This window comes from Daejeonella sp. AP26 (assembly GCF_056680515.1).
Genome location: NZ_CM155286.1, coordinates 708,745 through 721,791, shown reverse-complemented (window position 1 = coordinate 721,791; position 13,047 = coordinate 708,745). Strand labels below are relative to the sequence as shown.

Sequence of the window (13,047 nt, the reverse complement as noted above, 5' to 3'; positions counted from 1 at the left end):
AAATCTTAATAATTTTTATTTTCCGGTAGCGTTTCACTTTACTTCTTCGTATGGATTAAAAAAGATCTATAATGAAGAGGTTATCATTTTCCTTCAGTATACTAATTCTGACTTTTGTCTGGATTTATCATACTGCTGCTACAGATTATAGTCCGGCTATAAATCTAATTATAGGCGATATCAGCTATGTGAAAAAATTCGGTCATTTACCTTCGCCGGACACCGATAGGAATACTCGGATTTCCACGCATTTAGCCTATGCAGAGAAAATGGTCCGCGAAAATAACACTGCTTACAACAAAGAAGTGGCTCAGAAACGCAGGAATATACTTGATCATCTACATAATTACCGCGTTGTTGGAAGCTTTCCTGAGCAAAACAATAGCCCGGGGGTGTGCCTTTTTTCTGAAGGCGGAAGAACTTGTGCCATTTGCTACCTTGTTGAAAAATCTGCAGGCAGGGAAACAGCCGAAAACGTAAGTAAGGATTTAAAAAAATGTAAAATTGCTGGGGTGAAGAGTGCAGCTTTGACTGACTGGATTAGAAGTAGCGGTTTAACGAGGGAAGAAGTGGAAATAATTCAACCCTCCTATCATTAATATTCAGAGCTCAACAATTAAAATCAATACAATGTTAAGAAAACTACTTATGGGCTGCGTCATACTGGCCTCATCAGGATGTTCTGATAAGCTTTCCCTTGACGCGCTAAGCGGTACCTATACAGGAATGTTTCACTATGTCTCTCCCGAGCTTTCCGAAAAAGTCACGGGCGACGCAAAGGTGATCTTCACACAAGGGAGCTACTCATCACAGGGAGGTACAGATATGATCCCCGCCGGGGGCTCGGGGGATTTTGAGATTCAAGAAGGAGAGATATTGAATTTTAAGGATGAAAATATCTGGATCGCCAACTTTGATTGGGGTTTGATACTGAACGGCAAATACAAGTATAATCTTAAAGGTGATAGTCTGATCTTAACAAGATACGCAGACCCTTGCCCTAGTTGTTCGACTCAGGCAGGATTATACCAATACCGATTGAAGCGTACAAATTAGTCTATGTTAGGAAAACCGGCGGTTTCTGAGTCAGAGCTAATTCAGAAATGCAAACATGGCGACTTAAAATACCAGGAAAAGCTGTATAAGCATTTCTTCGGGTATGCTATGGGAGTCGGTTTGCGGTATTTGCCGGATAGAAACGACTCGCTTGAGGTTGTGAACGATGCCTTTATAAAGGTTTTTAAGGCGATCGGACAGTTTGAAAATGATAAATTATTTAAACCGTGGCTCCGCAAAATCATTGTAAATACAGCCCTCGACAGGAGGCGGAAAGATTTAAAATTGCTTTATCAAACCACACTTGAACAGGCTGAACATTTAGTAAGCAATCCGGGAGCAATAGATAGTTTAGATGCCGCAGATATCTTAAAATTATTAAACGACTTACCGGAAGTCCAACGGCTTGTTTTTAATATGTATGAAATTGATGGATACAGTCATGAAGAAATCGGTCAGGCACTCGGCATGGCTGCCAGCTCGTCAAGGGTAAATCTCAGCAGGGCAAAAGAAAAATTAAGAAGCGCCTGGCAACAGGAAAATGGAATTTACGAACCCTCGAAAAGCTATCGCTCAAAAGAAGAATTGAACGTAGGCAGCGAGGATTTGGTATCGTCAAAAATAGACTTAACAAATGAAAAACCCAGTTGACAACATGCTGACAAGCAGGATCAAACAGGTGTTTGATGAATTTGAAGACCCAGGAGCAAATGCTGGCTGGGAACAACTGCGTAAAAAATATCCGGAACGTAATCGTCGTCCTTTAATACTTTGGTTAAGTTCTGCCGCTGCTATAATGATATTGGTTACTGGTTTATGGTTTGTCAACAGTCAGGAAACACAGTTGGTTTTGAGGCCCGTTAAGGAAGCGAAGTCACTAGTCCGGGCAGACAAAACAACGCCATTTAGCGCAACCGACTCCATTAATTCAGCAATGACCGCCGGCAAAAGACTTTCAGAACCAGGAGCTCAGGCACATTTGAAAGAAAACCCTGCGGATATTCTTGAACCAAATACCGAAGAAAGTATAGCATTATCGCTTCCTGTAGCCCATCCGGACGTAGAACCTGTGGAATTGTCAGGTTTGGGACCATTGGCAGAGAAGTTTTCGAAGAAAGCTATGAGCATTGCATCGGAGAGTGAGATACCTTTGTCAAAAGCCGCAACTTTGGTAATAAATAACCGCCCAAACTTCGATAAAATACCGATAGAGCCGGTTAAACGAACAACGTACATTAAGGAGTTCAATCCTGATCCTGTTGAAAATGAAAAGAAAGATGAAAAAATCGCTGCAAAACATAAGAGATTGGCCTTAAGCTTATACGCCGGAAGTTACTTCAACTACGCGGAAGGAAGTGAAAACCAACTCAACTTTGGTGCAGGCTTCACCTCGGATATCAGGCTAAGTAGAAACTTGAAACTTTCAACTGGTTTAAGCATTGCTTCGAACAGCCTTAATTATGATAGTGGACAGGATGTGCCTGAATCGGCCGCTTCGTCTTTCAATTCGGTCACCCCTTCAGCCGGTCAAAATGCAAGCAGGGATTTAACGACCATTACCCGGTATAGTGCAAGTCTTCTTGCTCTGGATATTCCGGTCAACATCAAATACCAGTTTGCTCCAGAGAGTGATAAGATCTATGTTTTAGCAGGGTTAAGCTCGGGTACATACCTCAATGAAACATATGGGTATCAGTACAGGAATTTCAACACCTTGTCCGGCAATTACTCCAGTCAGGCGAAAGCGCAGGAAATAAAAAAACAGCTTAATGACTTTGATTTTGCCAGGACACTTAATCTTTCATTTGGAATTAGCACGCCATTTGGCAAAACGCAGACCGTCAGTATTGAGCCATTCGTGAAATATCCATTAGGAGGCCTTGGAACAGAAGACCTTAAATTCGGTTCCACCGGAATTAATCTGAAGATTCGATTTAACTCATCAAAAAAATAGAATTATGAAATCGGTTATAATTTTTGCTCTACTTCTATTGACCGGTTTAAATAGCGCCTGCGATAAGTCATACTCTCAGTTATGCGGTGGGGATGATCCGGATAAAAGTTTAACCTGGCTTAAAAATGAAATTCAAAGATTAAGTTCTTCTCCCTTTTGTAACAGTATTTCGCGTTCGACATATAAAAACCAAACGGTATTTATCCTTTCAAACTGTGACCCTAATGTCGACAGTAAACCATTATTGTATGACTGTGAAGGCAATCAGCTAAATCTGGATGCTCAAGATTATCAAAATTTAAACTTCACAGGTGATATAGAACTTATTTGGAAGAGCAGATGAAGAGGATCAGATATTGAAAGTTGCCAGTTCCAGGTTGCGATTAGATTTAGGATCTGAAGAATAAAGACTGATCATTAAGCTAGTAAAATCTATTTAAAGTTTTTACAAATGAAATCATATTACAGAACCTTAGCCATTCTATTACCGGCTTGTTTGATTGTTGCTTCTACCTGTAAGAAGGATGATGCTTCTGGGCTGAGGAATGTTCAATTGGATACTCAGTTTGAGATTGCGATCAATGAGAGGGCAGTCATTCAGGGTAGCAATACGGTAATTGAAGTAACGGAGATTAACGATAGCCGTTGTCCGGCAGACGTTCAATGCATTTGGGCAGGTGATGCGAAAGTGAAAATGAATGTTACTGGCATAGGTGCAAATAATGGAGTTCTTAAGTTTTGTATTGGTCAATGTGAAGGCCGTCACCGTGAGGCTGACACAGTGGCTATCCAGTACCAAAACCCGGCTTACGCTATCATTTTGAGTAGTGTGAATCCCTATCCCGGAAAAGCAGGTGAACAGAAGACTGCAGTATTTACAATCAAAAAAGACTAACTATTTGAAGCTGATCGCTTTGACGGGCGAAATCTGTGTAACAAGCAAAGATGGAATGAGCATAACCAGTACACAGATTATAAGTGTACCTCCATTTAATAGTAGGATGTCCATTAACTCTAATTGCACGGGAACAAAGCTTATAAAGTAAGATGCCTGGTCGAGCTCAAAGAAATGGGTTGCGCGCTGGAAGTAGCCCAGACCGATTCCAAGAATATTTCCCAGCAATAATCCCAATCCGATTAAATACGCTGCATTATAGATGAAGATCTTCCGGATGTTCCAGTTATTGGAACCCAGTGCCTTTAAGATCCCAATCATGTTGGTACGCTCCAGGATCATGATGAGCAATGCTGATATCATATTAATTACTGCAACTGCCAGCATCAGTACCAGGATAACCTGGGTATTGACGTCCAGCAGCGAAAGCCATTCAAAGATGGTAGGATAATATTCTTTTACTGTTACCGACCGAAGTTCTATATCCAGATTTTCATAAACTTTATTAGCGACGGTATCCAGCTTTAAAAAGTCTTTAACGCGTAACTCATACCCGCCCGCCTCATCTGGCTTCCACTTATTCAATCGCCTGATTAAGTTAATGTCACCGATCACATACGTCTTATCCAGTTCTTCAACTCCAAGATTGTAGATGCCAACAATCTCAAACTTTCTTTTGCGTAGTGGCTGCTGAACAAAATACATCAGGAAATCATCGCCAACTTTGACATTAAGCCGGCTGGCTGTGTACTCAGAAATTAAAATCTCCTTTTGTGATTCTACGGTATCCGCAAAATTTATAGTTCGGCCTGAAACCAGTATATTTTTAAAGTAGTTCCAGTTATAGTTCTTATCTACCCCCTTAAGAACTACACCTTCAACTTCTTCATTCGTATTAATAATTCCAGGCTTGGTGGCGAAAGGTTGAGCATAGGCGATCTCAGGGTAACTTACAATTGTTTTTAGCGTAATGGGATTTATTCGGAAAGGTGAATTTTCAAACGATGTATTTAGGTCGTATTTTACGATTTGAATATCGCCGGCAAAGCCGCGCACCTTCTCCCTGATCTCTGATTTAAATCCTTTTACAATTGCTACTGCCAGGATCATCACGGCAAGACCGAGCATAATCCCTAATATGGCAATACGTACGATCAGTTTTGAGAAAGTGCGTTTTGAACTGAAGGTAATGCGTTTAGCGATGAAAAAGGGTAAATTCAAGCTTAAGATGTATTTTTGTACCTTCGCAAAGATGCATTTTTTTTATTTCTGAGCAGATATACAACCCATTTATGAAAGGAACTTTAATTACACTAGTATCACTGACTTTGTTGTCCGGGCTTTCCGGTTCTTGCCAATCAGTTCAAACAGCAAGTAAGCCAACAGTAAATAGCGTAACCATCTCACCAAACAGAAAATCCTCGAAAGACATCATTACAGGGGCAGATCAAACTGAAAAATACCTTCCCTTGCTGAAGGGCAAGCGAGTCGGAATGGTAATAAATAATACTTCTATTATTGGTGAAAAAGCCAGTATTGATAGCCTTCATTCGATCGGCGTCAATATTGTTAAGGTTTTCGGACCCGAGCACGGTTTTCGCGGTGACGCCAGCGCAGGCGCCAAGGTTGACGACAGCGTTGACGAAAAGACAGGCATCCCTGCTATCTCACTTTATGGTAAACATAGCAAACCTTCAGCAGAAGATTTGAAGGACATTGACATAATGGTTTTCGATATTCAGGATGTCGGTGTAAGGTTTTACACCTATATCAATACTCTGCAACGTGTAATGGAAGCCTGCGCTGAACATGGCAAGGAGGTGCTGATACTGGACAGGCCTAATCCGAATGGATTTTATGTGGACGGTCCAATTCTGGAACAGCATTTGAAATCGGGAATTGGTATTAATCCAATTCCTATTGTTCATGGTCTTACGGTTGGTGAATATGCGCAGATGCTTAATGGCGAAGGCTGGCTGGAAAATAAGGCTAAATGCAAAATAACGATCATAAAGGTTGCCAACTACGAGCATGCTATGCCATATACATTACCTGTGGCCCCTTCTCCAAATCTGAATACTCAGCAGTCCATTCTCTTATACCCAACTTTGTGCCTGTTTGAAGGAACGATCATCAGTCAGGGCCGAGGCACACAGTTTCCTTTTACCGTACTGGGTAATCCAGATTTAAGAGGGAAGTATAAGTTCTTTTTTACGCCTAAAAGTATCAAAGGTATGGCTGAAACTCCGTTGCACCAGGGTAAGGATTGCTATGGCCTGGATCTGAGGAAATACAATACAAATAAGTTTAGAAAAGCTGGTAAGATCAATCTTAGCTGGTTGATGGAACTTTACGCTGCCTATCCAGACAAAGCTAAATTCTTCGATTACAAGCAAAGTAGCCAAATGGGAAATTTTGACAAATTAGCGGGAACGGAAAGTCTTCGCAAACAGATTATTGCAGGAAAATCAGAGGAGGAGATTCGCGAAAGCTGGGAGCCCGGATTATCCCAATATAAAATAATGCGTAAAAAATACCTTTTATACCAATAGGTAAGTATTGAAGGATGGAAGGATAAAGGATAAAAGGTCAAGAGAGTAAAAGGCAAAAATCTGTATTGTGTCTTTTTTCTGTGCTCTTACTCTTATTTTTTGTTTTTTCCTTAGGCTTGTTCCTCATTTATTTGCTCTTTATTCATTACCTCTGATTCTTTAATATTTGCGCTTAACCCTTGATGCATCATGAGAATTGTTTTTATGGGAACTCCTGATTTTGCTGTTGCTTCACTCGATGCGCTGGTAAGATCAGGGTTCGATATAGTAGGTGTAATTACCGCACCGGATAAACCTGCCGGACGTGGACAGACTCTAAAGGAGTCCGCTGTAAAATTGTACGCCAAAGAGAAAGAACTACATATATTACAGCCCGCGAAACTGAAAGATGAAGCATTTATAGAACAACTCAGATCATTAAATGCCGATCTGCAGGTAGTTGTTGCGTTTCGGATGTTACCCGAGGTAGTTTGGAATATGCCACCAAAGGGAACTATAAATCTCCACGGCTCTTTGTTGCCTCAATACCGTGGTGCAGCACCGATAAACTGGGCTATAATAAATGGAGAAACCCAGACTGGCGTAACCACCTTTTTCCTGAAGCATGAGATTGATACTGGTGATATCTTATTTGCAGAGCCGGTAAATATTGCCCCTGATGAAACAGCAGGACAAGTTCATGATCGATTGATGAAAGTTGGTGCTGAGTTGATAGTCAAAACTGTTCAGGCTATTGATTCAGGAGAATATCCAGAGACCGAGCAGGATGGAATCGACACTTCGGAACTGAAGCATGCTCCTAAAGTATTTAGAGATGATTGTTTAATAGATTGGTCTAAGCCAGTGAAGAAAGTTTATGACCTGATTCGGGGACTGAGTCCCTATCCTACCGCTTTTACACAACTTCAAAATAAAACTTTAAAAATCTTCAGGGCTGAAAAGGAGCTCAATAATGCTGAAATAGTGCCCGGCGAATATACTAGTGATGGAAAAACCTTCTTAAAATTTGCCTGTGCTGACGGTTATATTTCCGTCACAGATGTTCAGCTGGAGGGAAAGAAACGAATGAAAATTGATGAATTCCTTCGGGGAATAAGATTATAGTTATAATGCCGCAGGCACGGTAGCTTGTTGTCTCGCTTCAATTTTGTAGATATACAGGAACATTAAATGCGTTGCTATCGCACCGAGTGTATGCCACAGAAAGTGTGTGCCCACAGAATCAAGGCTGCTGTCGGATATTCGAAAAAACAGGGCAGCTGCAAAGCAAATAATGGCGGTGTATACTAAACCCGATGATTTTAATCCTGAATGAAAGGAATACATTAAAATCGGGACTATAATCATCACAGCCATTGAACCATAGTTAAGGCTAATAGCCCAGTCCAGCTTAGCGTCATCTTCAAGATAAAGTCTTAAAACAAACTGGATTAAAAATAACACTGTCACCGGTATAACTGCATAGATTTGGCGAATAAAAATTTTAGACCAGAAATAGACGGACGCCATCAGACACAATACTACTATGGGTATCCAATCCATCAGTATAAAAACTTTGTATTGCCGTAACCCATGGTAAGCGGTGCCACCAATGCTTCCAATAAGGAGAATGTAACTTGCAGCTGACAAGAAAAGTGAATGAAAAGAAAAACCTTTCAGTCGGATAAGCCAGTAAACCGAGATAACGATAAAGAAAAAAGCCGTTATTGTATTGAGTGGCTCGGGGATCAGGCGGTGCATATCGGTTTCAGCGTAGACAATCCCACCGTCAGGAGGCAATGTATCAACACCCATTAATAAGTTCCGCGACCTCATACAGAAACAACGACTGTTTTTTAGATTTTGTTCAGCTTGTTTAGCAGAAAGCGGGACGTTTCGTTAAAATACCGTTTGTTATTGTAACCCATAACCCATTGTATCCCCTTAGCAGCATTTGTGAGAAAAACCTCTTCAGCCTGTTCTAAAATGGCAGGATTGATCTGTGCTTCTGTTATAACCAGGTTATTTTCTTTAGCCAGCTTCATCACTACATGTCGCATCACACCGGCTATACATCCTTCCGTTAGTGCAGGGGTATAAATCTGATTATTGAAAACAACAAAAACATTGCTACTCATTGCTTCGCATAAAAAACCATTCTGGTTAATGATTAAAACATCGTCAAGAGAGTGCTGATTTTTAAATACGCCTGCTAACACGAAAACCAGGGAATTACTGGTTTTTAGATTTGAAAGTACATTAATTGGCTTAGGAACCTCGTCGTAGATATCAACGATCAACCCGCGGTTATTCGATGTAAAGTCAGCCTCCGATATTTTTGTTACCTCAATGGCATAACCGATCTTATTACTGGAAGGATTATAAAGCCCCTCAGCGTCGCGAAAAACGCTGAACCTGACACGGGCATTAGGTCCTGTTTTATTCCGACGAATAAGTTCAGCTATATTTTGCCGAAGGAAGTAGGTGTCAATCTGCGAGTAGCCTTCAAGCTTTAATATTTTCATTCCCCGCTTAATGCGGTCTGCATGTAACTCCGCAAATTTTAACTCGCCTTTCATCCAGCGCATTGACTCGAACAGGCCATCGCCATAGCGAAACCCCCTGTTGGCCACGGACATCACTGCCTGGTCTGCAGGCAGTGTAGTGCCATTAAAATTTATATATTGAGACTTCACGCGTGGCCTAGACTTTAAAATTAATCTTTAACGTAGTTGCGCCATTTTTCTGTAACAGCAGCTATATCTTCTGGAATTTCTGAATCAAAGCTCATAAACTCTTTGCTTACCGGATGAATGAAACCCAGCGATTTAGCATGTAAGGCCTGTCGCGGCAATAATTCAAAACAATTTTCAACAAATTGTTTGTATTTGCTAAACACCGTACCTTTCATAATTCTATCTCCACCGTAAGTGCTGTCATTGAATAAGGGATGTCCAATATGTTTCATGTGTGCCCTGATCTGATGAGTACGACCGGTTTCAAGCTGGCACTCAATAAGCGTTACGTAATTGAACCTTTCTAAAACCCTGTAGTGAGTCACCGACCACTTGCCTTTTTCAGGATCATTATACACGGCCATAATTTTGCGGTCTTTCGTGCTCCTGCCTATATACCCTTCAACTGTACCATCTTCTGCAATATCTCCCCACACTAGTGCTACGTACTTTCGGCTGATGGTATGATCGAAAAATTGCTTCGCGAGGTAAGTAATAGCTCGCTCGTTTTTGCTGATCAATAATAGCCCTGAAGTATCCTTATCAATGCGATGAACTAAACCAGGTCTCCCCTCGTTACCAGGAAGTTGCGGCAGCTGATTAAAATGGAACACCAATGCGTTAACAAGTGTTCCTGAATAATTATTAAAACCAGGATGAACCACCATGCCAGCGGGTTTATTTATCAGGATCACATCGTTATCTTCATAAACGAAATCAAGGGGAATATCTTCGGGATACACTTCGGTATCACGGGGAGGGTGCGGCAATACAACTGAAATTACATCAAATGGCTTGACTTTATAACTCGCTTTCGCTAGCTTCTCGTTTACAATAACATTTCCAGCTTCAATAGAATTCTGTATTCGATTACGCGTTGCATTCTCAATTCGGATCATGAGGAATTTGTCCAGTCGAAGTAATGACTGACCTTTATCGACTACAATCCTTAAATGCTCATACAAGTCCTGCTCTCCTACCTCCAGAACATCAGCGTCTTCAATCATGCCGCAAATCTAAATTTTTAATCTTATTTTAGGTTAAAAACAAAAATGGTACGCCTTTAGTTATCACTATAATTCTAAATATACCGCTATGAAGAATTTTACTAAAAATGTCGTAATTGTACTGAATTTTTTCCCATACCTGATTAAACAAATCTATTACCGTCATTAATCTTGCAAATCCTCACAGTTCACCTCAAATCCTGTATCTTCCCGTCTGTTTACTAATATCCTCGCAGTTACCTGCACTGGATAGGATGTTCATTACCTGGCTCTTATGAAGAGGCAGGTATGAGTTTTTAACGCCACATACTTGTGTTTAAAGGTGTGAGTTTGTTTCCCAATTTCCCCAATACTCCCAATTCCCCTACCCCATATCCTCTTCAACAGATAAAGATATTATCCGCATATTGCGCTTTTTGCGTAAATCGATGATCAACCTGCAATACAATAGTCCGGAAGAAAAGATAACGAATAGCTTACTGGACGACAAATGCATAAATTTATTTATAAAGCGAGACGATCTGATACATCCATTTATTTCAGGCAACAAATGGCGAAAACTCAAGTACAATCTGCGAAAAGCAGCATTTGAGCACAAAAGCCATCTGGTAACATTTGGCGGAGCATTTTCAAATCATCTACTGGCAACGGCTTGTGCGGCTGCCAAATTTGGTTTTAAAAGCACCGCAATAGTACGAGGGGAGGCTGTCGAAAATGACACTTTAACCCTCTGCCGATTATTCGGCATGACGCTGATCTTCATAGATCGGAATCGTTACCGGCACAAATTGGAGGTTTTTGAGGAGTACTTTGGCGGCGACCGGCAAGTCTATTATATTGCAGAAGGCGGAGCCGGGCAGGACGCGGTGTCAGGTTGTGCGGAATTGCTCGATGAACTTAACGATACTTATGATCATATCTTCTGCGCCAGTGGAACCGGAACAACAGCAGCAGGGATCTTAAAAGGCATACAAGCGAAAAATCTACCCTCAACACTGCACGCAGTTTCTGCTCTTAAAGGGGGCGACTTTCTGAAAGCAGACATTGTAAAGTATTGTGACAACAACCCGCCGTTCTCTTTACACACTGACTATCATTTCGGCGGTTATGCTAAAACGCAGCCTGAGCTATTACAGTTCATGCAACGCTTTTCGGCCTCCACTGGGATTCTTTTGGATCCTGTATACACGGGTAAAATGCTTTTCGCAGTTTACGATCTTATTCGCCGTGACTATTTTATTCCAGGAAGCAAAATATTAGCCGTACACACAGGCGGCTTACTTGGGCTGCTTGGAATGACGAAAAAGATTAACGAGTCTATTTTCTGAGCTTTTTAGGCAGAATTACCGGTTCAAACTTATAGGATTAAATCTCTGAAAATAATTTTGGCGACAGTGATCAGATAAAAAATTGGTTTAAACAGTTTAAACCAGTTTTTTACCAAAAAGTTAAAAAACCTCAAAATTTCAAGTTGCAAGGCCTTTTTTATATTTTTGATTATAAACCAGACCGTATGTACAAATTATCAATTTCACCTAACGAGGTTCAGCAAACTCTAAGTAAACACATTCTTGCCGACGGATTTGATTTAACCTTCGACATGGAAAAAAGCAATGGCGTCCATATTTACGATGCCAAGTATAATCGTACTTTGCTTGACTTTTTTACTTGTTTTGCTTCAGTTCCACTAGGTTATAACCATCCTAAGATGGTGAATGACGAAGAGTTTAAGAAAAATCTGATGCTGGCTGCATTAACAAACCCATCAAACTCTGATATTTACACCACTCAGTATGCTCAATTTGTTGAAACGTTCTCTAGAGTAGGAATACCTGAATATTTACCGCACGCTTTTTTTATTGCAGGCGGTTCTTTAGCAATTGAAAATGCTCTTAAGGTAGCTATGGATTGGAAAGTTCAGAAGAACTTTCAAAAAGGCTATACGAAAGAGCGCGGATTTAAAGTAATTCACTTTGAAAAGGCTTTTCACGGGCGTTCTGGCTATACCTTAAGTTTAACAAACACTCTTCCTGATAAAACTAAATGGTTTGCAAAATTTGATTGGCCAAGAGTTTCATTCCCGGCTATGAAGTTTCCTTACACGGATGAAGGGTATGAGGATTTGAAACAACGGGAGGCTCTGTCACTTGCTCAAATTAAACAAGCTTTCATTGATAACAAAGACGATATATGTGCTATAATTATTGAACCCATACAATCAGAGGGCGGTGATAATCATGTACGACCTGAATACTTACAGGAGTTAAGAAAGATTTGTGACGAGAATGAATGCTTTTTAATTTATGACGAGGTGCAAACAGGAGTTGGATTGACCGGTAAATTCTGGTGCCATGAGCATTTCGGCGAAAATGCACGTCCGGATATACTGGCCTTTGGAAAGAAAATGCAGGTATGCGGCATTCTTGTTGGCAAAAAGGTCGATGAAATTGAGACCAATGTTTTCAATATTCCTTCACGTATAAACTCAACGTGGGGAGGAAACCTTGTGGATATGGTTAGGTGCTCAAAAGCACTTGAAATTATAGAAGAGGACAACCTGCTAAATAACGCCACTGTTGTGGGTAGTTACCTGAAACAACGACTGATGAAGATTTCTGAGAACAGCGACAAGGTTACTAATGTTCGCGGGCGTGGTTTATTAACGGCTTTTGATTTTCCTAATAAGGATATACGCGATAAATTTATTCAGCGAGGAATGGACCAAAATGTCATGTTCCTGGGCTGTGGTAATCACACCATCAGGTTTCGCCCAGCTTTGATTATGCAGCCTGAGCATATAGATGCCGGGTTAGAAGTAATGGAAAAGATTTTACCCACACTTTAAATATTAAAAAGAAAAATGCCCGAC

General features: G+C 40.7%; 14 protein-coding genes. 10 read left to right on the top strand and 4 right to left on the bottom strand.

Going from position 1 to position 13,047, the window contains the following annotated elements; all coding sequences use genetic code 11:
• Nucleotides 1–71 precede the first annotated feature (71 nt).
• The 6 genes from AC1MCB_RS03130 to AC1MCB_RS03105 all read left to right on the top strand — a co-directional run bounded on the left by AC1MCB_RS03130 (nt 72) and on the right by AC1MCB_RS03105 (nt 3,905).
• Nucleotides 72–599 carry a hypothetical protein gene (locus AC1MCB_RS03130; protein WP_479967290.1) on the top strand — a complete coding sequence of 176 codons (528 nt, stop codon included), beginning with the start codon at nt 72–74 and terminating at the stop codon, nt 597–599.
• A gap of 31 nt (nt 600–630) precedes the next feature.
• Complete coding sequence (locus tag AC1MCB_RS03125; protein WP_479967289.1) at nt 631–1,056, top strand: hypothetical protein; 426 nt, start codon at nt 631–633, stop codon at nt 1,054–1,056.
• Nucleotides 1,057–1,059: 3 nt separating this feature from the next.
• Nucleotides 1,060–1,707, top strand: coding sequence for an RNA polymerase sigma factor (locus AC1MCB_RS03120; RefSeq protein WP_479967288.1), 648 nt, complete (start codon nt 1,060–1,062; stop codon nt 1,705–1,707).
• On the top strand, nt 1,691–3,010 hold the full coding sequence (locus AC1MCB_RS03115; protein ID WP_479967287.1) for a porin family protein: 1,320 nt from the start codon (nt 1,691–1,693) through the stop codon (nt 3,008–3,010). Before AC1MCB_RS03120 ends, AC1MCB_RS03115 begins: the two co-directional genes overlap by 17 nt.
• A gap of 4 nt (nt 3,011–3,014) precedes the next feature.
• Complete coding sequence (locus tag AC1MCB_RS03110) at nt 3,015–3,353, top strand: hypothetical protein (RefSeq protein ID WP_479967286.1); 339 nt, start codon at nt 3,015–3,017, stop codon at nt 3,351–3,353.
• A 108-nt stretch (nt 3,354–3,461) separates the two neighbouring features.
• Nucleotides 3,462–3,905: a hypothetical protein gene (locus tag AC1MCB_RS03105; protein ID WP_479967285.1), complete on the top strand. Its 444-nt coding sequence runs from the start codon at nt 3,462–3,464 to the stop codon at nt 3,903–3,905.
• Here the strand turns inward: AC1MCB_RS03105 and AC1MCB_RS03100 are convergent, their stop codons facing one another.
• Nucleotides 3,906–5,126, bottom strand: coding sequence for an ABC transporter permease (locus AC1MCB_RS03100; protein WP_479967284.1), 1,221 nt, complete (start codon nt 5,124–5,126; stop codon nt 3,906–3,908).
• A 71-nt stretch (nt 5,127–5,197) separates the two neighbouring features.
• On the opposite strand from AC1MCB_RS03100, the gene AC1MCB_RS03095 reads away from it, so the two are divergent.
• Together AC1MCB_RS03095 and fmt are read left to right on the top strand one after the other, a co-directional pair.
• Nucleotides 5,198–6,457, top strand: a complete 1,260-nt coding sequence (locus tag AC1MCB_RS03095; RefSeq protein WP_479967283.1) for an exo-beta-N-acetylmuramidase NamZ family protein — start codon at nt 5,198–5,200, stop codon at nt 6,455–6,457.
• Between the two features lie 189 nt (nt 6,458–6,646).
• The gene (gene fmt / locus AC1MCB_RS03090) at nt 6,647–7,561 is read left to right on the top strand and encodes a methionyl-tRNA formyltransferase (RefSeq protein WP_479967282.1); all 915 of its coding nucleotides are present in this window, start codon (nt 6,647–6,649) and stop codon (nt 7,559–7,561) included.
• On the opposite strand, the gene AC1MCB_RS03085 is transcribed toward fmt, so the two are convergent.
• The 3 genes from AC1MCB_RS03085 to AC1MCB_RS03075 are packed head-to-tail and all read right to left on the bottom strand — an operon-like array spanning nt 7,562 to nt 10,178.
• Nucleotides 7,562–8,272, bottom strand: a complete 711-nt coding sequence (locus AC1MCB_RS03085) for a hypothetical protein (protein ID WP_479967281.1) — start codon at nt 8,270–8,272, stop codon at nt 7,562–7,564.
• A 20-nt stretch (nt 8,273–8,292) separates the two neighbouring features.
• A complete protein-coding gene (locus tag AC1MCB_RS03080; RefSeq protein WP_479967280.1) occupies nt 8,293–9,132 on the bottom strand; it encodes an aminotransferase class IV in 840 nt (279 codons plus the stop codon).
• 20 nt (nt 9,133–9,152) lie between these two features.
• Entirely contained in the window at nt 9,153–10,178 is a 1,026-nt protein-coding gene (locus AC1MCB_RS03075; RefSeq protein ID WP_479967279.1) for an RluA family pseudouridine synthase, read from the bottom strand.
• Between the two features lie 428 nt (nt 10,179–10,606).
• Between AC1MCB_RS03075 and AC1MCB_RS03070 the strand changes: the two genes are divergently transcribed.
• Both AC1MCB_RS03070 and lat read left to right on the top strand, forming a co-directional pair.
• Nucleotides 10,607–11,506 (top strand): 1-aminocyclopropane-1-carboxylate deaminase/D-cysteine desulfhydrase, encoded by a 900-nt coding sequence (locus tag AC1MCB_RS03070; protein WP_479967278.1) that lies wholly within the window; start codon nt 10,607–10,609, stop codon nt 11,504–11,506.
• A 185-nt stretch (nt 11,507–11,691) separates the two neighbouring features.
• Nucleotides 11,692–13,023, top strand: a complete 1,332-nt coding sequence (gene lat / locus AC1MCB_RS03065) for an L-lysine 6-transaminase (protein WP_479967277.1) — start codon at nt 11,692–11,694, stop codon at nt 13,021–13,023.
• The last annotated feature ends 24 nt before the right edge of the window (nt 13,024–13,047 follow it).